Annotated in this window: 24 protein-coding genes; 1 reads left to right on the top strand and 23 read right to left on the bottom strand. The window is 58.7% G+C overall.

Annotated elements, in window-relative coordinates; genetic code table 11:
- Positions 1-29: 29 nt before the first annotated feature.
- The 14 genes from AC1C2N_RS16170 to AC1C2N_RS16105 form a co-directional block, all read right to left on the bottom strand.
- The gene (locus AC1C2N_RS16170; RefSeq protein ID WP_495434586.1) at positions 30-389 is read right to left on the bottom strand and encodes a hypothetical protein; all 360 of its coding nucleotides are present in this window, start codon (positions 387-389) and stop codon (positions 30-32) included.
- 48 nt (positions 390-437) lie between these two features.
- The gene (locus tag AC1C2N_RS16165; protein WP_495434585.1) at positions 438-662 is read right to left on the bottom strand and encodes a hypothetical protein; all 225 of its coding nucleotides are present in this window, start codon (positions 660-662) and stop codon (positions 438-440) included.
- 145 nt (positions 663-807) lie between these two features.
- Complete coding sequence (locus AC1C2N_RS16160; protein WP_495434584.1) at positions 808-996, bottom strand: hypothetical protein; 189 nt, start codon at positions 994-996, stop codon at positions 808-810.
- Between the two features lie 230 nt (positions 997-1,226).
- Complete coding sequence (locus AC1C2N_RS16155) at positions 1,227-1,364, bottom strand: zinc finger domain-containing protein (protein WP_495434583.1); 138 nt, start codon at positions 1,362-1,364, stop codon at positions 1,227-1,229.
- Between the two features lie 892 nt (positions 1,365-2,256).
- Positions 2,257-5,286 carry a BNR repeat-containing protein gene (locus AC1C2N_RS16150; RefSeq protein WP_495434582.1) on the bottom strand — a complete coding sequence of 1,010 codons (3,030 nt, stop codon included), beginning with the start codon at positions 5,284-5,286 and terminating at the stop codon, positions 2,257-2,259.
- Between the two features lie 65 nt (positions 5,287-5,351).
- Positions 5,352-5,582: a holin gene (locus AC1C2N_RS16145; protein WP_495434581.1), complete on the bottom strand. Its 231-nt coding sequence runs from the start codon at positions 5,580-5,582 to the stop codon at positions 5,352-5,354.
- Between the two features lie 83 nt (positions 5,583-5,665).
- On the bottom strand, positions 5,666-6,094 hold the full coding sequence (locus AC1C2N_RS16140; RefSeq protein WP_495434580.1) for a hypothetical protein: 429 nt from the start codon (positions 6,092-6,094) through the stop codon (positions 5,666-5,668).
- Positions 6,079-6,555, bottom strand: coding sequence for a hypothetical protein (locus AC1C2N_RS16135; RefSeq protein WP_495434579.1), 477 nt, complete (start codon positions 6,553-6,555; stop codon positions 6,079-6,081). Before AC1C2N_RS16135 ends, AC1C2N_RS16140 begins: the two co-directional genes overlap by 16 nt.
- Before the next feature lie 101 nt (positions 6,556-6,656).
- Entirely contained in the window at positions 6,657-7,475 is an 819-nt protein-coding gene (locus AC1C2N_RS16130; protein WP_495434578.1) for a M23 family metallopeptidase, read from the bottom strand.
- 3 nt (positions 7,476-7,478) lie between these two features.
- Positions 7,479-8,033, bottom strand: coding sequence for a hypothetical protein (locus AC1C2N_RS16125; protein ID WP_495434577.1), 555 nt, complete (start codon positions 8,031-8,033; stop codon positions 7,479-7,481).
- 57 nt (positions 8,034-8,090) lie between these two features.
- Positions 8,091-8,948, bottom strand: coding sequence for a hypothetical protein (locus tag AC1C2N_RS16120; protein ID WP_495434576.1), 858 nt, complete (start codon positions 8,946-8,948; stop codon positions 8,091-8,093).
- A complete protein-coding gene (locus AC1C2N_RS16115) occupies positions 8,945-10,057 on the bottom strand; it encodes a hypothetical protein (RefSeq protein WP_495434575.1) in 1,113 nt (370 codons plus the stop codon). The genes AC1C2N_RS16120 and AC1C2N_RS16115 overlap by 4 nt, the downstream gene beginning before the upstream one ends.
- Positions 10,054-10,890 carry a hypothetical protein gene (locus AC1C2N_RS16110; RefSeq protein WP_495434574.1) on the bottom strand — a complete coding sequence of 279 codons (837 nt, stop codon included), beginning with the start codon at positions 10,888-10,890 and terminating at the stop codon, positions 10,054-10,056. Before AC1C2N_RS16110 ends, AC1C2N_RS16115 begins: the two co-directional genes overlap by 4 nt.
- 2 nt (positions 10,891-10,892) lie before the next feature.
- Positions 10,893-13,604, bottom strand: coding sequence for a phage tail tape measure protein (locus tag AC1C2N_RS16105; RefSeq protein WP_495434573.1), 2,712 nt, complete (start codon positions 13,602-13,604; stop codon positions 10,893-10,895).
- 41 nt (positions 13,605-13,645) lie between these two features.
- Between AC1C2N_RS16105 and AC1C2N_RS16100 the strand changes: the two genes are divergently transcribed.
- The gene (locus tag AC1C2N_RS16100; protein WP_495434572.1) at positions 13,646-13,837 is read left to right on the top strand and encodes a hypothetical protein; all 192 of its coding nucleotides are present in this window, start codon (positions 13,646-13,648) and stop codon (positions 13,835-13,837) included.
- Here the strand turns inward: AC1C2N_RS16100 and AC1C2N_RS16095 are convergent.
- The 9 genes from AC1C2N_RS16095 to AC1C2N_RS16055 form a co-directional block, all read right to left on the bottom strand.
- The gene (locus AC1C2N_RS16095; protein ID WP_495434571.1) at positions 13,834-14,025 is read right to left on the bottom strand and encodes a hypothetical protein; all 192 of its coding nucleotides are present in this window, start codon (positions 14,023-14,025) and stop codon (positions 13,834-13,836) included. The two genes, AC1C2N_RS16100 and AC1C2N_RS16095, sit on opposite strands and share 4 nt — an antisense overlap.
- A gap of 200 nt (positions 14,026-14,225) precedes the next feature.
- Positions 14,226-14,798 (bottom strand): hypothetical protein, encoded by a 573-nt coding sequence (locus AC1C2N_RS16090; RefSeq protein ID WP_495434570.1) that lies wholly within the window; start codon positions 14,796-14,798, stop codon positions 14,226-14,228.
- A gap of 91 nt (positions 14,799-14,889) precedes the next feature.
- Positions 14,890-15,417, bottom strand: coding sequence for a phage tail tube protein (locus AC1C2N_RS16085; protein ID WP_495434569.1), 528 nt, complete (start codon positions 15,415-15,417; stop codon positions 14,890-14,892).
- Between the two features lie 515 nt (positions 15,418-15,932).
- On the bottom strand, positions 15,933-16,331 hold the full coding sequence (locus AC1C2N_RS16080) for a hypothetical protein (protein ID WP_495434568.1): 399 nt from the start codon (positions 16,329-16,331) through the stop codon (positions 15,933-15,935).
- Positions 16,331-16,738, bottom strand: coding sequence for a DUF6093 family protein (locus AC1C2N_RS16075; RefSeq protein ID WP_495434567.1), 408 nt, complete (start codon positions 16,736-16,738; stop codon positions 16,331-16,333). Before AC1C2N_RS16075 ends, AC1C2N_RS16080 begins: the two co-directional genes overlap by 1 nt.
- Positions 16,735-17,190 carry a hypothetical protein gene (locus AC1C2N_RS16070; RefSeq protein ID WP_495434566.1) on the bottom strand — a complete coding sequence of 152 codons (456 nt, stop codon included), beginning with the start codon at positions 17,188-17,190 and terminating at the stop codon, positions 16,735-16,737. Before AC1C2N_RS16070 ends, AC1C2N_RS16075 begins: the two co-directional genes overlap by 4 nt.
- 37 nt (positions 17,191-17,227) lie before the next feature.
- A complete protein-coding gene (locus AC1C2N_RS16065; protein ID WP_495434565.1) occupies positions 17,228-17,368 on the bottom strand; it encodes a hypothetical protein in 141 nt (46 codons plus the stop codon).
- Positions 17,361-18,278: a phage major capsid protein gene (locus AC1C2N_RS16060; RefSeq protein WP_495434564.1), complete on the bottom strand. Its 918-nt coding sequence runs from the start codon at positions 18,276-18,278 to the stop codon at positions 17,361-17,363. The genes AC1C2N_RS16065 and AC1C2N_RS16060 overlap by 8 nt, the downstream gene beginning before the upstream one ends.
- Before the next feature lie 18 nt (positions 18,279-18,296).
- Positions 18,297-18,782 (bottom strand): hypothetical protein, encoded by a 486-nt coding sequence (locus AC1C2N_RS16055; protein WP_495434563.1) that lies wholly within the window; start codon positions 18,780-18,782, stop codon positions 18,297-18,299.
- Positions 18,783-18,801 lie beyond the last annotated feature (19 nt).

Raw genomic sequence — 18,801 nt, 5'->3', positions numbered from 1 at the left:
TCACCCTCGTGAATGGTGCCTGATCTCACCTACTCGTTCACGTAGTTCTCAATCGCCGGCAGAACAACGTCGGAGAGGGTTTCGTTTCGGCGCTTGGCTTTCGCAATCGCTGCCTTCCCGAGATCCTTGGGGATGTAGATCGTGTGTGGCGCGCTGTCTGCCTGGGTTATCGCGGTGGCGATGTCGCCTTTGTCGTCACGTTCGCGGCGCAGTTTCGTGAGCAGCGCTTCGGCTGCTTTCTCCTGCTGCTTCGGTGTGCCCTTCGCGGGGACTGTGCGTGTGACCCGGCGTGGCTTACCCGCGTCGGAGGGGAGCGATAGGGACGCGCACCACCTTTGGTCCGAGGCGCGGTAGTACACAGAGCCGTCGCCGTTAACACGCTTACTCATCGCTGCCCGGAGGCCGGAGCGCGGTAAATGCGCCCTCGCCGTTGCCCCTCACAGTGTCTTACGTCCCGCGAGGCAGTCCGGGCAGACCTGTGAGCGCGGGACCTTTTCTGTTCCGCCATGGAATCCGATTCCGCCGCCGCACTTGATTGGCTGGAACATTGCTTCATTTTCATCTGGCCCATCAGGGAGGTGGTAGATCACATGCTCGGGCCCTTCAGTGCGCCAAGGAAGTCGCGGGCGCTCGGCAATCACAATTCGCATCTGCTCACTCATTTCTTACTCCCTGCCGCGTACCGTTCCAGAAACTTGCGTACTTCTTCACTGAGGTTTTCGTCACGCTCAATGGATGCTTGCATGGCCGCTTCCCACACCTTGTCCGGTATGCGGATACCACGGACCTTCATCGGGGTACGGGGGCTCATTTGTGCTTGCCCTGATTGCCCCAAGCTTCGACGCGCTGGGCGATCGCAAAGTATTTGGCAGCTTCGTTGCGGTTGGCGATCTTCCCCAGCTCGGTCGGTGCGCTCTCCGCGTATTGCAGGTAAGAGTTCCCCACGGCGCGGTAGTAGGCGGCTGATTCGTCGGTTGTTGCACTCGTTTTAGTCATGCTTGATTATCTCACACGTCGCAACGTTTGTATATACGCCACGCGGTCTATTTGGTAGCGGGAACGCCATTGTTCCCTCGGCCTCTATCGTGGGCCACCCACACCCCGTCACTGAGTACACCTGAGTGCTGGGTTCTTCTGAGGATGAGCGTTGGGTGCTTCATCACGATCACTTCCTATCTGTTGTCGGTGTTGCGGGGGAGGCCCAGAACACGGGGCCTCCCTTTGGTTTATGGGCGGTCGCCGCGTGGGTGGAATTGCTCGGTGGGCTGGCCGGGGATGGACTCCGAAGTGCAGGATTCGCCGGGCTGGGCCTTGCAATAGATGCACGGCTCGGAGCGGATGCGGAGGCGGATTATCGTTGTCATGTTGCTCACACTATCCCTATAGCAACCCTCATAGCAACCCTTATAGAAACTTATGCCGACTTATAGAAACCAGTTCCGCGTGATTCTGCGGAAGTTGGCGTAATGACGGGCCTGAAATTACCCAAGCAGGAGCCTTCTAATCTCTTGGTCGCAGGTTCGAATCCTGCCGGGGGCACATATAAACACTGGGAAGTAGGGTCAAGCCACACACTGAACATAGCAACGGTCACAGCAACGTCACCCAAAAAGTGTTCCGTTGAGCCTCAGAACTCACATCCCCAATGTTTAGCCCACAGCCTGCTCTAGCGTGTCCCGTCCCACAGGTGCAGAATCGCCTCCATGGACAACATCACCCCGAACTGTCCGCAATGTTTACACCGGTTGCAGGTCGCCGGAACCGTTGACCACCCGTACCTTGTATGCCCCGAATGTCGGATCGTGTATTTGGCCGGTACGCAGACGGGGGCTTTTAAAGAACCGTCGAACTAGTTACGCTCACGTTTGAGCAGGGGGCACTGCTCGAACGCAAAAGAACGCCCCCATTCTCCCGACAAAGGAGAATGGGGGCGTTCTGTCGTGATGCGCTATTTGGTCATTCGATCCGTGAGTGCCCGGGTCAGATCCGACCAATCGGATTCACTAACCGCATTCACCCCGATTGACCCCTCCGCGTCCCGCAGATGGTGGCCAGCTCCCCACGAAACCTGCGCGGGGGGATCTGCTCGATACTCGTACACGATGCCAGTCACGTCGCTAACCTTTCGTCGGGGTCAATCTCAATCTACTCGGAGCGTCTGACAAACGAACTCACCGAACCGCGCCCCCATTCTCCCGACAAAAAAGGAGAATGGGGGCGTTACTTGTGTGCGGCAATGTGTGTTGCCTTGCCGTGTTACGGCAGCGAGATCCCATACGTGCGCGCGATCTTCATCTGCGCGGCCCGGAACTCGCTGACGTTCAACCACGAGTCGAACAGCATCGTGTCTCCGATGTACCCGCCAAGGTACTCAGTGAGAGAGCCGCCTGAGTACCGTGCGCCGAGGAACCACGGGGCCGCAGTTGCCATGCCCGTTGTCGAACCTGACGGCGCGACGGCATGAGCGGCCACCTGCACTCCGTCGATCCACAGTTCATACTCGAACTTGTAGCCCGACCATGTGCGGCGTCCCGCGATGACGTGCGCGGTCGGTGCGGTGATAGGAGCCGACACTTCGTTGCTGCCACCAACCGCAGTCCGTGACACAATCCGCGCCGAAGTGGCGGGGTTGTCGTAACGAACCTGAATGTTCGGCGGGGTGGCGTTGGACGAGTCCCACGCAGCGAGAATTGCTTGCTCGTCTGGCGGGGTGGCATCCGAGAGGGCGACCGTGACAAACGCATAAGAGTTCCCCAGCGTGAATGCCGCCGACTTGAGCGCCTTGTTCTGTGTGAACCGGGCGGCAGGTACACCGTTGATCCCAGCCGTCTTGAACAGTGGCCCAGTGCCCGTAGCGGCAGGCGCGAGGGTTCGCCCGTTGCCCGACGAGTCAGCCACAGCCGTTATCTCCGCGTCGTTCGCCAGCCCGAGGGTGGAGAACCGCCAGTACGCCGCAAGATGCCCCAGCGCCCCAGCCAGCCCCGTCTTCGTGCCCGTGTAGGCGAGCGCTTTCGAACCGGTCATGATTCGTGCCGTTTCCACGCCGAGAGCGGGTGCGGTGAATGATCCACCGGCACCAGCCGCGTAACGAGGAATAACTTGCACACCCGATGTGAGGTCGTCAATGTCGGGTCGAATCGGTTGCCACGGAGTTTTGCGCCCCGTCTGTGGCCCGTTCGCAACCGGCAAAGATCCGACCGCGATGGCACCCCCGGAGTTCATCGGACGCTGCGAGAGCAGAAGGTTCGCCGGCGTTGTTCCCGCCGACGCTGCGCCCACGATCCGCGCGAGAACAATATCTGTTGTCGCTTCGACAAGGGGAATGCGCCCGGTGCCGTCCGTCATGGCCGTGCTGGAAGTGGATGCAACCGCATCCGAGTTGGATCGAGAGAACTCGAGCCCTGGCACGGGCACCTCACCGGACGCAACGGACTCAATCTGTGCAAGATCAATGGAGAGGATAGCCCCCCACTGTGCGTGCCAGTTCTCGTCACCGGTCACCTGGTTCGGGTCGCGGTACGTCGGGGTGAGCAGCATGTGCAGCTTCCCCGCCAGCATTGCGTCATAGTCACATGACGGCTCCCACCCGCCAAGGTCAACGTTCGCCAAAGAGAACCGGTCAAGGCGTGTCCGACCAGAGCTCGCGTCGGTGACGTACAGCGCCCCCGGTTCGAGGACACTGTTGCGCCACACGACGAGTACCCGCCCTGATGGGGTGACGATGAGCATGGGTCGCGCGATGGCGATGGTGCCCGTGGAGGACACTGGCATTCCCGTGAGCGTGTGCAGAACTTCCGACACCCAAGCGGTGCCGTTGTGCCAGAAGTGATGCAGACGATACACGGACTTGTCAGTGAGGTCGTACAACCAGCGAGCCGTGTGCGGTCGCCCCGCCTTGTCGATGACAGCACCGGCTTGGTTGATCAGTCCGGCGAGCGACCATGCGGGGTGAGCAAACGCGATAGGAGCAGTTGAGCCCGCTCCACCAGTCGTGCCGGGAGGGCAGATAGGCAGAGTGAGCGCCGCACCGTCGATGCTCGCCCATGTGGTGCCGTGGTCGGTGGACTTCACGTAGGTGATGTCGTGCGTTCCCCGGAAGTCGAGGCCCTGACGCCACACGACGAACATTCCAAGAGTGCCGTCCGGGGCAACCATGACCTGATCGTTGTACCCCGATTCGGCAGGATCGAAACCCGTACCCGAGAGCAGCTTCGAAACCCGCGTCCACGTTTTCGTCGTCGTGTTGTACCGGTTCAAGAACGAGTCGCCGTTGCCCGAGCCGCCGTTGCGGTACAGGAACAGGAGGGAACCATTCGCAGCCGAGATGAACTGCGGGTAGGTGATGCTGTCCTCGTTGGTGCCGACCATTCCCGGAGCGGTCCATGCGGTGATATTCCCCGGGGTGGTTGAACGGACGTACCGAAGCGGGAAGTTGTGCATGTTGCCCGAGACGTGAATGAAACCGTCCGAGTCGATGGCGACGGCGAGCGAGTTGTGGCCGTCGTCCACGGTCGGGGACACCATTGGGTTCGCGGGGATGTTCGCCAGTTCGTAGGGCTCCCACGCGCCGTCCGGCAAGGCACGCTTCCCGATCATGGGGCGGCGTCCTGCGTTCCACCAAACGGCGTACTGAATGCCGTCTTTCGTGGCGATGTTTGACCGGCCGAACGCAACCGAGTTCGCCTCAATAGGGTTGTAGAGGAACGTCGGAACAGCGGTGAGCGTGAGCGCTGCGCCCTTCGGAATCGTGGCATCAACCGCACTGGCAATGGTGGCAGTTAGTTGCGCTTCTGTGGGTACTGATGCTGCTGCTTCGATAGCAAGTTCAGCAGCAGCTACAGCTTCGTTCTTCGCGGCGATGGAGGGTGCAGCAGCAGCCGCAGCCTCGAGCAGGAGTGGTTGCACCCAATCGGGTACTGCGTAATCCGTCCCCGATTCAACCGGCACAACATCAACGAGCGCATCCCACGTAACCGTTGACTGGTTCGGGGTCGAAACGGTGCGCGCAATCCGGTGCTTATCCCGACGGCCACCGGGACCGTCCTGCACGATCTCCACATAAATGTCCAGTGCGACACCCTCAGGCGTAACAACCAGCAGCAGCGGTGTGAGGTCAAGATCCTTGAACTCACCATCGATGATCTTCCCGTGCTCCTGGAACGGGGCAACAATCCCACCATCCAAGGTGATGTTCGCTGTAGAGCGAACGTAAATGTCACCGTTCGCCGGCTTCCCAGTAGGACCAAGCAGCTTCGGTGGGGTAACAAGGGCAACAAAATCGACCATCAGGGCGCTCCTTTAAATGACGAAACCGCCCTGAGGCGGCATGAATAGTGGGGTAGGTCGAACAGTTACTTGATAGTTTCCGTGTGCGTCAGTGACGGACCATCGCCCGTGACAGCACCAGACGCAACAGAGGTCAGCACAGACACCAGCGCGGCAAGACCCGACACCGATGCGAGCTGCACCCAATCAACATCAAGGAGGCCGGTGACGTTACCGACGAGAACGGCAACAGCGGCTTGTGCGAACGTCTTGATAGCGCGCTCGAGAGCAGCAATAGCAAATGATTTAGTGAACATGGGAGTTCCTTTCTGTTAGTAGGCTCGGGGGCAACCCGAGAGGGCTAGGGGTTCGGTGTTCCTAGTACGTACACCGAACCCCGCTAGGTTCGCCGGGGAACAGTGTGTTCCAACAGCTCACGCTCAGCACGAGTCAACGACGGCTTCACGTCATGACCCGAATCCCACGCAAACTCAACCCGTTCAACGAACTGGAAAAACAGCTTCCGAACATCGGACAGCAACTTGTTCGTCGCCGCGAGTTCGGATGCCTGCTCATCGATGGTTGTCTGTTTCGCACGGTCGCGGTCCTGAAGGTCAGCAATAGTCGCCTTCATCGCGTTCATATCCGCGCGCAGTTCCTTCACCAGCGCATCCAACCGTTGGATCTCACCAAGACGGCGGGCAGCGATCTTGTCATCAGTCTCAACATCGGTCGCTTTTTCGCTGTTCCTCGTAGCGCGACGGTTGTTGATAATCGCGCCAAGGCCAATAACCGCAGTGACAATAAGGCTTACTAATCCGAGGTCCATTTACGGCCCCGCTTCTTCCGCTCCTGCTGCTTCCACTTCTCGCCAACAAGATCATTGACACGCCAAATGGGGAGCAGAATCAGGATGACAATGAGGCCACCTGTTGCGAGCACTTTCGGGTCATCAAGCCCGCGTGCGGCATACAGGAAAATGTACGCAGACACCATGCCGATAAGCAGCACTTTCGCTGCCTGTTCAGCCGCCCACAACCTCGGGAACCCCACACCGATGAGGCAAACGAACGCTGACACTGCGATCAGGACCGACCACCAGAACTGCCATTGCTGCCCCGCTTCTTCCTGCACGGAGCTGACGCCGTTGATAGCACCGACGATTCCGAACCACACGAAGAACAAGTCAGTGAGCGGCAACACTACCCGGAGGATATTTCGAATGCGCCAATCCTCAGGCCCAACGCCACCCTTCGCCCACACCGATGATTTAGCTATTCGCTTCAACATGCGGCCCCCTTATTTTTGTGTTCGGGCGCACTCGCATGAGTCGCAATTAGATGAGTGCTGGCATTGACCGTTGCCGAGGCACCCGGAATGACGGCAACACATCAGCTCGCCAAACGCTTGTAATGCTCATTGACGACAGCCTGAGCGAACTCTTCAACGTTGACGCCCTCGAACTTCACCGCATCAAGAGACTCACGAATGGCAGCAATCAGCGGGGTCAGATCCACCGGGGCAGCAACAGCAGCACCCTGCACATCCAGTTCACGGCGAGACACGTTCCACAGGTAACCGTTCATAATGTCGATCTCTGCACGGTTGAACGAACTCTTCTGATGGTCAGCAGGGTCACGGTTCAACAGCCGATCAAACAGGGCAGCATGTGCCGGGTCAGGGATCGCAATGAACCCATCCTCAGTGACCAACCAAATCGTGTTCGTCGTAACGTCATGGGCGAGATACATGCTTGCTCGTTTCTTCTTGATGAGAACAGGAGGTGCGGTGGTCAACGGTTTCGAGCCGCCAGAAGCAACACCCGAACCGAGCACCGACAACGGGTTATAGAACGTGTTCGGGCTTGAGGTCTTCGTGGTCTGCAAATGACCATGCGGGCCGGTAGACCAAAAACCGGTACGACCCGAGAACGCAATGGTCTGCCCACGATCAACCCGCGTGCCCACGATCACAGCGAACCCGTTACAGGCGTGCCAGCGGTAAAACCCGCCCACGTCAGCACGGACAGTGATGAACTTCCCGAACTTCTTCGTCTCACCAATGTCAACCACAACACCATCAGCAAGAGCAGGCAGCGGAGTGTTCAACGCCAACCGGTAATCGATGCCCTCATGGAACGTCCCGCCAGCAAGTGAACGCATCCCATACTGCGAACTGATCTTGCTGTCAGGGAACGGTTTCGCATACATGAGTTACCACCCGACAGCCGTGTAGTTGATGCGCTGAGTAGCGGAACCAACACCAGCACCAGCCGACGTGAGAACCTGAACGATCAAATCCGCTTTCGTGGAGCTGGCGTTAATGACCGCTTTACCAGCCGTCAGACCGTCACCAGGGGTCGCAGCAACCGAAATGAGGCCATGAGGGAACGAACCCTCAACCCACGGCTGCACAATCACCGACGATGCGTTAGGGACCGCTGTGATCGAAGCGTGCTTCATGATGATTGGCGACACACCATCCCACGCAGGACCGTCAAGAGGCGTCCCACCAACATGCTGAATGACGGTGACGCCCTTCCACCCGCTGCCGTTGTGAATCAGCGCAGAGTCAAGAGTTGTGTCATACCACTCGAGTCCTTCACGCCCGTACTCGTACGCGTTACGCTCCGCAGTTGTGCCGACTAGGCGAGTGCCAACCTCCGCAGCGAACCGCGCAACCTGAGTCGGGTTTACCCCGGGATCAGGCTCGTCCTCGTCGCGGAAAATCGGTGCGCCAGTTACTGGGTCAAAGCTTTTTGCAGCCATGCGTGGCCTCCAATAGAAAAAGCCGCCCATGTAGGACGGCCGAAAGATGAGAAAGTGTTAGCGGGTGCCAGAGAAACGCATAGCACCGGAGTAGGCATCAGAGCGCCCCCGCCACCGGTTGTCGCCGTTAGACGAATCCACGACCACGCCACCGATGTTGTCGCGCAACCACTCAGCGAACCCGGCAGGCAGTTTCACCCACCCGTTAGCGCCCTCGAGAGTTGTGAACGATGTGCCACCAGGAGCACCACCCGGTTGTGTCGCGTGAGTGTGCAAACCCATCTGCACAGACCCGGCCACGGCGAGCGCTGGCAGATAGATTTCCGCAGACGTGACCGTTGCGCCAGCCAGCGAATCCCGAAGCGCGGAACCGTAGAACCATGCGCCCCGGTTGTTAGTGGAAGCGCGCGGGTCGTCGCTATTCCAACGACCCGACCAGAAGTTACCCGACCCGATAGCCTGCACAACCATGTTCGAAAAGCTCGAACTCGGCCCGCTACTAGCAGGAGGTTGCACAACAGCAGGAGTAGCCGTCACATCACCCTGAATGATGCCCGTAGCCCAGTTGATTTCAACATCATCACCCACCGTTGGTGAATACCCGGCGCGCATCCCCAACAGGTAATCGACACCATCAACAGTGACCGTCGCTTTAGGAGTACCAACCGCTTTGATCTTCCCCATCGGGTTCAACTGTTGCGCCGGACCAGACAGGATCATCACACCGTTAGTGACCTCGATCTGCACAAACATGCCCACAGTGGGCGGGTAATACCCAACCGCCTTGATAGGCACAGTTGAAGGGCCAATGTTCACAATCGCAAACTGGCCCTCCATCCGCACAAACTCGCCCACAAAACGACCCACACTAGGGACACGCGCCAACCGGTCAACAATCAGCGAAGTGGTACTCATGACAGGTCCCGGCGTGCCTCGAGTGTGATATTCATCAACTCAGAATCGGAAAGGCTGTACTTCACAACACGGCCCTCCAACTTCCTCGAATGACCAACAACCTTGATCACATCACCCAACTCAATAAGCGGGTTGATGATGCACTGAATGGGCACCTCATACGTCTGCGAACCAATCGACTGAGACAACACAGCCTCAACCGCCTTATTCGCCTGCTCCTGCGTCTTCACCAACGGCGACGAGTAATACCGGGTGTTCTCCGGATACAAACCATCAACCGCCAAATCGCCAACCTTCACCTCAGCGACCGCATGAATCGGAGTACGATCATCCGTCTCAAACGTCCCCACAACAGCGGTATACACGTTGGCCGTGTCCACCTCATCAGCAAGATCGATGACAGTACCGTTCGCGCCAATCGTGATCTCACCCACAACAGCGCCCCACTTATCAGGGACAAGAGTGAGAGCGCCCTCAGGGTTCACAACCATCCGGCCGCCCAAGATCGACGCCAACGTTTGCACAGCATCCAACCGGCCGCCCTGCTTCGCCTCCCAAACCGTCCCCTCAGGTATCGGCTTATCCTGCGCATTCGCAACCACCGGGAACCCAGTGATCCGACGGACTTCCTCCCAACAAGAGTTCAGAGACGGCGGCGCTTCGGGGAAACGGAAACCACGACGCTCGAGCTCAACATCCAGCCCGTCCCACTCAATAGGGATGCGAGACGCCACAACCCTCGTCACCCCATTCACCGTCACCGTCTCGTCACGACCAGGAGGGTTCGCAACCACACGACCCCACCCCAACGTGATCCGCTCCGAAAACGTGCCAGACGAAACCACAAGAGTGAACAGCAACCGTGCCCGAAACGCAGACAAAGCACCCTTCGTGCCAACCGGCAACAAAGACTCACCCCTCACAGACGGGTAAACGATGGCACCCTTCCCGCCCGTCTTCACCTGCGCCTCAGAATCGGCCTCAAAAGACCACGACTCAACCGGCACATCCTTCAACACCCGGTTCGAACCATGAAACACATCAACCACCAGCCGGCGAGTGAAAGACTGGTTCAAAACCTGCTTCAGTTGCCCAGAATGTTTCCTCATGCGCCCGCCCGTCCCGCAAGGTCGTACCTGCGCAATAGATCACCGTTAGTAGCGTTATCGGCTCGCATCGCGGCATTCGACGCGTAGTAAGCCTTCAGATCCGCATTCGTCAAAGTCGGAATGAACAAACCAGGAAGTGGCGGGTCAACCTCGTCGCCCTCAATGAGATGGTCAATCTGCTCACCCCAACCGCTGGCGTAGTTCACATCCGACTCAACAATGTCCAACACACCCACGAACAACGGGGAAGGAAGCCGAATGCGGTCAAGCGCGCCAATACGGAAACACAGAACCGGAACCGTCGTCGTCGTGTAATCACCCAACAACGCCCGAACCCTATCCGCGTCCTCAATCGTGTCCGTCACCACATCCAGGTTCACACCCATCAGGCCCTTACGCTCAGTGCCAACAATCACACCAACACGACGGCCCTGCGGATGAATAACCTGACCAGCAACCGGACGCGACAACGCCCGCGTAGCCTGAGGCCGGAACATCACACGCACAGCGCCCCGAGGATCAAGCGGGTTATGCAACCACGTATCCTCAAACCTTGCCGTCACCGAAGTAGAACCCGTGACACCCAACGACAAGCCAGACGAATCGAACATCTCAGCCCAAAACGACATCTCCGCAGCCGGAATCTCATGATCAAACCGCGACAACGTACCCGCCGTCAAAGCATCCACAGCACCACGCACCTGATACGTGCGCCCACCCGACTCCCGATACACCGTCACCGACGCCGTACCCGGTGCGAAAGAGCCAAAGAACACTTCCGCACGCGGGGCCGGGTCGTCATAGAACAACGAAATGGTTGGTTCGTAAGCCACGGTTATACCTGCTTCCCGCGACGAATTGCACGCGCATTTGATTGGTCGGTCTGCTCGATACGAACATCCACGTACTTCAGGAGATCCACACCACCCTTCGGCTCGAGAATCACCCGCACCTCAGGAGAAACAGAGACAGAGGTTGAGCCAGCGCCGGCCGTTGCGTATTGAGGCGAACTCGCGTAACCGATGGTCCCGCCGCCGGCGAACCGGTTGCGGTTCAGATACGCGCCCACCTGATCCGAGTTGATCGCCTTGAGCAGTGGGCGGTACTTCTCAGCCGATGAAGCCTTGATGACTTCCTCGCCGTTCGACAGCCAAGACAGAATCGAATCCGATGTGCCCGTACCCGGCCCCCGAATCGTCCCGCCCTCCGCGTTATACGCAGCCTTCACCTGGCCCGGATCAGCACCCGTCTCCCTGATCTGCGCCTGAATAATCGCAGTCCGGTTGCGGGCAAGGTTCGCCAGGATCGCCTCAGCCGTTGCCACTTCGGTGATCTTCGCCGCCGTGTACACGTTGTCTGGGATCAGGCCAAGCTTGTCTGCGTAATCCTCCGCAGCCTGACCCGTGATGCCGAGTTGCCCCAGCATCTCGATGAGCCGAGCGCGCCCAGTCGCAAGCACGTTGTTCGCCTCAACCTGCGACCCGGTTTGATCTAGGGTTGCAGCGGATGCCTCAAGAGCAGCCCGCGCAATCCCATCAAGAGCCGCCTCGTTAGCGCGGCCCTTCTCAGAAGTGATGTCGAGCGTGGTGCCGTTGTCCTTGATGGACTGCTCCATCGTGTCGTACGACTCTTCAAGAGCACGGGCAGCATCACGAGCAGAAAGCGTTGTCGAAGCGAAACCACGAATCGCATCCGACAGTTCATCCATCGTGTCGCCGGTATCCGCCGCAGCGCCCTGCAATGTCTCGAGCGCCGCAGCGCTTTGCTCCGCAGGATCAACACTCTCCGTCTGCGCCTCGTTCATCTGAAGCTGCTTACGCTGAGCCTCAGTCAAGCTTTCCGCGTTCTCATCGATCACATCGCGGAGAACCTTGTATGCCTCAACGGTGTCAACGTTGCCGTCGTTCACCTTGTCGTAAGCAGACTTGACCCGCTCCAACGCATCCTCGTTACCGAGGGCAGCGTCAGTAACGTCATCAAGGCTTATGCCCAGCTTCTCGGCGGCGTCGAACGCGCTACCGCGACTCATCCAGAGAAAAGAATGCTCAGCAGCAAGGTTCGCCTGAACTAGTTCCTCAGTGGAATCCGTCAGAGATGCATTCTGCTTGTCGAGAGTGTCAGTGAACGCATCGACTCGAGCCTTAGCGTTCGCCTGCTCGCCCGCATAGATGGCGAGAGCGACACCAGCAGCAGCAAGCAGGAGCCCAACCGGCCCAGCCGAAGCCGTAAGTGCGGCACCGGCCTTCTGTGCACGCGGCCCCATCTCGCCAATAGCATCATTGAAGGCTGCAACCTTGGGCACGGCGAGGAAGAACGCGCCGCCAGTAAGCCCAGCCGCGGCAGTCAATGCGCCGAGGCCGAGTGCAATGAACTTCACCGGTTCGGCAGCACCGTTGTACACGTCTACCATGTTCGTGAGCGTCTGCGTCATAACCCGCAACACGTCGTTGCCCGCAGCGCCCGTCTGGATCAACGCAGTATCGAACGCCCCGCCGAGCGCTTCAACGTCACCCTTCAGGTTGTCGAGACGTTCGCGCGCCATCTGAGCGGCATAACCCGAATCGTCAACAGCCTCGGTCCACTCGCCAACACCACCAGCACCAGCCTTATACAAAGCCGTCGCGGCAGTGATCGTTTCGCGGCCGAAAATGATGCCCATAGAAGCGTTGCGGGACGCATCATCCATACCCGAATAGGCATCGGACAGTTCACCCGCAGCGTTCTTCATCCCAAGGAACTTGCCGTTGGAATCGTAGAGCTCAAGGCCGAGCTTCTCGATCTCCTTACGCGCCAGAGCAGACGGCGACGTGAGAGACGCCAACACACCACGGAGCGACGTACCAGCCTGCTCGCCAATGATGCCCTGCTGAGCAAACAGCGCCAGGACGCCCGTCGTTTCCTCAAGAGAAACACCCATCGAGTTAGCGACAGGACCAACGAACTTCAGACCGTTCGCAAGATCCTCAACGGAACCCATCGCCTTACCAGCACCAGCCGCAAGAACGTCAGCAACATGCCCCGCCTCGGAACCCTCAAGCTCGAACTGCTGAAGGGCCGTAGCGGAGATTTCAGCCGCCCTAGCCACACCCAGTTGCCCAGCCGATGCAAGGTCCAGAGAACCCGTCAGAGCGCCGCCTAGAATGTCGCTAGTGGACAGACCAGCCTTAGCCAGTTCCTCAATAGCGTTCGCAGACTCAGTAGCCGAAAACACCGTAGACGCACCAGCCTGAAGCGCCGCAGCACCCAACTGATCCATTCGCGCCGCAGTCTCAGCAGTTGACTCCGAAGTGTCAATAGTCGCCGCTTGGACATTCGACATCGCCTGATCAAACTCGGCATACTTCGCAACAGCCAAAGCCACACCAGCCGCAGCCGCAACACCAACCGCAAGAGACGCCTTACCCAGAACGTCAAACGCTTCCCGCTTCTGAGCAAGCTTCTCAGCCTCAGAACCCGTATCAGCCGTAGCCTTCCGAGCCTTCTCCATCCCCGCGAGATAATCGGCAACCTGCGCCCTAAGGGTTACGCTAACTGTCCTGTCGGCCATGAAGTATCCCTCTGTCTGTAGTTTTCGTTATGCTTCAAGGCATGACTGATACGGCCACCCGCAGCACACCCCGCGCCATCAACATCGCGGCAGGAATCTCAGCGCTCATCGCAGCGCTCGGACTGTTCCTCGGTGCGTTCAGCGACCTAGCGGAAATGGCACCGTGGATCGTTGGTATCGGTGCGTTCTTCGGCCTGATTACGTTGGCCGCTTACTTCTTCACAAAGCGCTAAACGCCGTGCTTTCGAACGGGGAAAATCAACCCGTTCATGTTCGCGTCGTCGCCCTCAGCAGTTCGCCACGCAGCCTCCGCGTCGAGCTGAGCCTTACGCGCCCAATCCACAACCGGAGCCTCAGCGACGAACCGTAACGGGTTGTCGTACTCGTTCGGATCAGCACCAGGATCAGTCGCCTCCGACATGAGAAAACCGTGCGGCCCAACATCATCCGCGAACCGCTTATACGCGGTCAGCAACGCAACCTGTTCTTCATCCCACTCAGGCTCTCGATACTCGAGCGACCGAACGACATGCCCGCCACTGTCGCGTTCGTACTCAACGAGAGTGCGCGGCTCCCAACCATCCAAACGGCGGGGAGCCACACGCAACTCAAATGCGAGCGCTAGTTTTTCTCGGAGCGCGCTGCTGCCCCGAATGCTTTTCCCAACGTGTCGAGCTTCTTCTTCGGCAGGAAAACGTTCAGCCCCCACACGCCGTTACGAATCTCAGTAACCTCATGCCCTGACACGCTTGAACGCAGCTCGCGGTACTCATCAGCCGTCAGGGGAACCTCATCGTCACCCTCAAGCCGAACACCGTACGAACGGCCGGACTCATCGACGTACGTTGCTGCCTCATCGGTCGCCGCATCAAAGTTGAAGCCGTGGCTCTGATCCACCAGATTGTCCGTACGCGGCAGGTGGCGAGCAGCAATGTCAGCCCAAGCATCACCAGGCAACTGCGTGAACCGCAAAGTAATCATGCCCTCACCCGCACGCGCCTGAAGCTCATCCAAAGCCTCACGCGCCTCATCAGCCGGCGACTTCGCGCCCAGACGCTCATCCCCATCATCAGCCGCAATAATCGCCTCAAGCCGTGCCTTCTCAGCAACAAGCTCAGCAATCAGCAGAACAGGAACATCGACATACGGGCGTGCAGCACGAGCCGCCGCCATCTTCTCCGCAAACGTAGACATCAAAAACCTTTCACCGTTTCACCGTTATTCACCGTTGGGGTAGAACCTGCCGGGGCGACGGTGAGGCACCCCGGCAGGAGTTTGTTACTGGTTACGCGGCGAGAACGGCCTCAACAATGGGGCCACTGATAGCGGCCTGCTGCGTGAGGTTCGACTTGCCAGTACCGAGGATCTGGCCGCGAATCTGCGGACCAACCGTTGCGGGAACAACCTGAACAGGCTGACCAGCAGCAGCAAGAACACTGTTCGAGATGCCCTCACGGATAACGAAATAACCAGACTTCGACTTCGCGGGAGGGGTCGGCTTCAGAACAACAGCAGCCGACTTCGGAGTAGTCGAGTTCACGTACTTCATGCCAGAACCGAACGTCTGAGTAAGCGTGTCCAGCGACTCAAGCGGCGACTCAAGAGCAAGACGCTCATCAAGAGTCGTAGCCTGCGAACCAGTCAGTGGCCACCCATCCGACGTGAACGAGTGAGTGATGCGGGCCGAGCTTGTCGCGCCGATCTCGGTGGAAGCCTTCGGAGCGAGCACGTCAGCGATGGTTTCAACCCACCAAATAACCGTGTTGCCCTTCTGGTCGAGCGCGGGTGGAACTGTATCAACTACATCGGGCATAGTTGCTTCCTTTCTTCTCCCCGGAAATCGGGGCTCGATAACCCCCTGGGAGACAGAGGGAGACTTAAATGACGAAAGCCCCCACGCAATGTGAGGGCTTCCGAGTTCTAGGGGTTACGCAGGGTCAGACGACCACGACACTTCCGCGACGTGATAACACAGAGGCGGTGACACATCACGGTCAACCTGAATCGGAGTCGGGGACGAATACTCGAGACGGCTACTGTGCTCACCCGGAACAGTCGGCGTCACACCAAACCCGCCAACCACCAAACGCTTCTTCACAGCCTCAGCAATCGCCGCACACTGCTCATACGTCGAACCCACAGAATGAATCACAAACCGTGGATGCTGCGTCGCATTCGGACCAGCAAGACGTGTCGACTCATCAGTACCATCCATCGGATGAATCACCACATACGGGACAGAAGTATTCGTCGCCAAAGTCACAAACGTCTTCGTGGCGAGCGCCGGGACAGCCTGGATCTCAGCCTTCAACCACGCCGTATGCTGCCTCACAGAATGTCACCGATAGCCATACCGAGGCCCTTCTCGAAATCAGGAATGTTCTCCTGCAAAGCCGCGTGACCGTAACCACGGGGAGGGTGATATGTGGTGCCGAACTCGGAAATGTTGGCGAGCTGCGCGGAAGGATTCGACCGGTTAGCGCCAATCTCCGACGTGATCACACTCGTACCGAAAACCGTGTCGCCTTTGATCTCGTAATCAATCGTTGGGGCAACCTGACTAAGCCCCTCAGAGCCAGACAGCTTCTTGCTCCAACCGTCCTTGACGTAACGCGAAGTCACCTCGACGGCCTTGCGGATACCCTTCTTCGCCTCACGCGGAGCTTCAGCAATATCCGCCGTCAAACGGTCGAACTCGGCATAGTCGAACGAGAACCCATCAGCCATCAGGACACCTCTTCCAACGGGAACCTGCGCGCCGTAGCGAACGTCTGATGATGCCCACCCTCAACACGGAACTTGCGACCCACAAGAGCAGGATCATTCACACAATCCGTGATCGTCACAACATGCCCCTCACGCACATCCCCGGAAGTATCAACAGGGACAGACAGGGTTGCACGTTGCGCGATAAGCATTTGGCCAGCAGCCTCAACAGTCTGCACAGCCGTAGCCGCGAACCGCAGACGGCACGGGCCTTCATACGAAACAGCCTCAACGGTCACGTACTCAAACGTGTCCTCATCGAAAACCGTCTCAGTGCCACCCGTGATCCGGCATGCGTCGATCATCAACGACTCAGCAGCGTCACGGAAACTGGGAAGCGCCGCCTGGACATCTCCACCGAGGCTCACACGCCACCACCCTCAAAAATCGGAGTGCCGGCGATGTCAACACCACACGAGCAATACAGCGCCGCGAACATCAGCGAACACCACGGAAGATGCACCGTCGATGAACCAATCATGTCCACCGAAAACGCGCCCCCGTTGGCCTCAACGAGCCCAAGCAGCGCCCACCACTCATCAAGGATCGACACACGACCCTTACCCGACTGGTACGTGCGCGACGACGACGCATCATCAACCGAAATGGTCACCTGCGTGGCATCATCCGGCTTCCGAACATGCGCCACGACAGCCTGCCGCACCACATAATCGAGAACCTTCTCACCGGGAACGGCGGCATCAAGCTTCAGCCGCCGATCCTCAATGAGCATCAGCGCGTCCTCAATCCACATCTGCCACTGCTGCTCAGTGACAGAACCAGGAACGGGGGCGGCCTGCCCAAGAGCAACCGCAATCATGTTGGGAGTCACAGACATGACCGCCCCCTTTCACTATTTACTTATCGGATTTCTTCGGACGGCCAGGAGAACGCTTCGGCTCAGCATCGGGGGTCACCCAACCGAGGCCGAAACGCTCATCCTTCGAGTCGTCAACCGAGACGACAATGCCGGTTTCTTCGTTACGGAACCTAGACATTCGCCACCTTGTCAACGATGGTGCTGAAGCCGTCAAGGTCCATGACGCCCCAGCCGTAAACGATCTCCGCACGAAGCGCAATCTGGTTCTTGCGCTTCAGGTCACCCTGACCATCGGGGTCACCGAAGCGGATCAGCTCGACCGGGATCGACTTCTGGACACCCCAACGGAGCAGCGACCAGTCACCAAGGATCGCCTTGACGCCAGTGTTCGCCGTAGCCTCAGGAACACCCGAAACAGTGGTGGACGAGTACGCCTGAAGACCCTCGAACGAGGTGATGCTTCCACCGAAACCAAGCTCAGGGAACTTCTTGCGACCGTCAGCGTAACGAGCGGTCGCAATGTTCCATGCGTAGGTCGGGTCGAACGCGATACCACTGGGCAGGTAACCGTCAGCGATAACCAGACCAGCGGCCTGCTCAATGACGAGATCCGGGGTGCCAGCGGTAGCCGTGGTCAGCTCAATCGAGTTCGTTGTGGTGCCGATACGGTCACCAGCAACAATCGACGGAATCGCAGCGCCGGTCAGCGGGTTAATGCCGTGGAACACGCCAAGGTCAAGCGCGCGAGCCAGAGCAAGCCCACCCTCAGAAGCGAGCGTGGAGAGAACACCGAGCTGGTATTCCTCATCAGCCCACTGAACTTCCTCGTTGAACCGCATCGTGACCTGCACCTTGTGGGGCGAAACGGTCTTGGTGCCGAACGTCGCGTTGGTAGACGCCTTGTCAGCGCCCTCACCGACGTACTCAGCGCGCGGGCGACCCGTGAGGGTCATGTGGGTTGTCTCACCGAACTTCTGAGGCTCAGCGCCCGACAGAGCCGCAACAGCGGAACCCGTCAGAGTCTTCGAGAACAGACCCTCAGCAATGTTCTTCGGGAGGGTCAGATTGGATGTGGCAAGAATAGCCATTGGTCAATTTCCTTCTGTTTAGTCGCTCGAGCCGAACAGGTTCTTAGCGAACTCAGAGTCGCTATTCAGCTGTGGCTTAGGCGAGTTGCCTTCGGTGGGGACGTGCAGCCCGTTGCTGCCCTTCTCTCCCCGGAACGCAATAAGTGACTCGGCGTAAGCGGCCAGATCCTCAGGAGACGAACTCGCAGGACCAGCCAGAATCGCTTCAGGGATGCCATGCTCATTCGCCACAGTCGCGCGGTTAGCGCGGGCCTCAAGCTCAGCCGCACGCTTCTCAGCAGCAGCAAGCCGTTCGTTGGCCTTTTCCTCAGCGGTCTTAGTCGCTTCCTCGATCTCCGCGAGCCGCTGTGCAGCAGTCTCGTTAGCCTTCGCCTTCGCAGCATTTTCCTTAGCGCGAGCTTCATGCTTACGCGCCTCAGCCTTCCAGTCGATCTCCTTCGGCTGCTCAGCCTCAGAACCTTCCGGCGCTTCTACGATTGCGTCAGTAATTACGGATTCACTCATTGCTTACTCCCATGCGGGT

The sequence above is a fragment of the Mycetocola sp. Y791 genome, from assembly GCF_059445325.1.
The sequence above is the reverse complement of the archived record's forward strand: the minus strand, read 5'-3'. Positions and strand labels throughout refer to the sequence as shown.

Bases quoted from the DNA above. Each gene is read 5' to 3' on its own strand.
- AC1C2N_RS16065 (WP_495434565.1), bottom strand. From the start codon at position 17,368: ATGTCTAGGTTCCGTAACGAAGAAACCGGCATTGTCGTCTCGGTTGAC.
- AC1C2N_RS16085 (WP_495434569.1), bottom strand. From the start codon at position 15,417: ATGCCCGATGTAGTTGATACAGTTCCACCCGCGCTCGACCAGAAGGGC.
- AC1C2N_RS16105 (WP_495434573.1), bottom strand. From the start codon at position 13,604: ATGGCCGACAGGACAGTTAGCGTAACCCTTAGGGCGCAGGTTGCCGAT.
- AC1C2N_RS16170 (WP_495434586.1), bottom strand. From the start codon at position 389: ATGAGTAAGCGTGTTAACGGCGACGGCTCTGTGTACTACCGCGCCTCG.
- AC1C2N_RS16115 (WP_495434575.1), bottom strand. From the start codon at position 10,057: ATGAGGAAACATTCTGGGCAACTGAAGCAGGTTTTGAACCAGTCTTTC.
- AC1C2N_RS16090 (WP_495434570.1), bottom strand. From the start codon at position 14,798: ATGTCTACGTTTGCGGAGAAGATGGCGGCGGCTCGTGCTGCACGCCCG.
- AC1C2N_RS16095 (WP_495434571.1), bottom strand. From the start codon at position 14,025: ATGTCGGAGGCGACTGATCCTGGTGCTGATCCGAACGAGTACGACAAC.
- AC1C2N_RS16070 (WP_495434566.1), bottom strand. From the start codon at position 17,190: ATGATTGCGGTTGCTCTTGGGCAGGCCGCCCCCGTTCCTGGTTCTGTC.
- AC1C2N_RS16120 (WP_495434576.1), bottom strand. From the start codon at position 8,948: ATGAGTACCACTTCGCTGATTGTTGACCGGTTGGCGCGTGTCCCTAGT.
- AC1C2N_RS16160 (WP_495434584.1), bottom strand. From the start codon at position 996: ATGACTAAAACGAGTGCAACAACCGACGAATCAGCCGCCTACTACCGC.
- AC1C2N_RS16125 (WP_495434577.1), bottom strand. From the start codon at position 8,033: ATGGCTGCAAAAAGCTTTGACCCAGTAACTGGCGCACCGATTTTCCGC.
- AC1C2N_RS16135 (WP_495434579.1), bottom strand. From the start codon at position 6,555: ATGTTGAAGCGAATAGCTAAATCATCGGTGTGGGCGAAGGGTGGCGTT.
- AC1C2N_RS16145 (WP_495434581.1), bottom strand. From the start codon at position 5,582: ATGTTCACTAAATCATTTGCTATTGCTGCTCTCGAGCGCGCTATCAAG.
- AC1C2N_RS16100 (WP_495434572.1), top strand. From the start codon at position 13,646: ATGACTGATACGGCCACCCGCAGCACACCCCGCGCCATCAACATCGCG.
- AC1C2N_RS16080 (WP_495434568.1), bottom strand. From the start codon at position 16,331: ATGGCTGATGGGTTCTCGTTCGACTATGCCGAGTTCGACCGTTTGACG.
- AC1C2N_RS16165 (WP_495434585.1), bottom strand. From the start codon at position 662: ATGAGTGAGCAGATGCGAATTGTGATTGCCGAGCGCCCGCGACTTCCT.
- AC1C2N_RS16130 (WP_495434578.1), bottom strand. From the start codon at position 7,475: ATGTATGCGAAACCGTTCCCTGACAGCAAGATCAGTTCGCAGTATGGG.
- AC1C2N_RS16060 (WP_495434564.1), bottom strand. From the start codon at position 18,278: ATGGCTATTCTTGCCACATCCAATCTGACCCTCCCGAAGAACATTGCT.
- AC1C2N_RS16055 (WP_495434563.1), bottom strand. From the start codon at position 18,782: ATGAGTGAATCCGTAATTACTGACGCAATCGTAGAAGCGCCGGAAGGT.
- AC1C2N_RS16140 (WP_495434580.1), bottom strand. From the start codon at position 6,094: ATGGACCTCGGATTAGTAAGCCTTATTGTCACTGCGGTTATTGGCCTT.
- AC1C2N_RS16155 (WP_495434583.1), bottom strand. From the start codon at position 1,364: ATGACAACGATAATCCGCCTCCGCATCCGCTCCGAGCCGTGCATCTAT.
- AC1C2N_RS16150 (WP_495434582.1), bottom strand. From the start codon at position 5,286: ATGGTCGATTTTGTTGCCCTTGTTACCCCACCGAAGCTGCTTGGTCCT.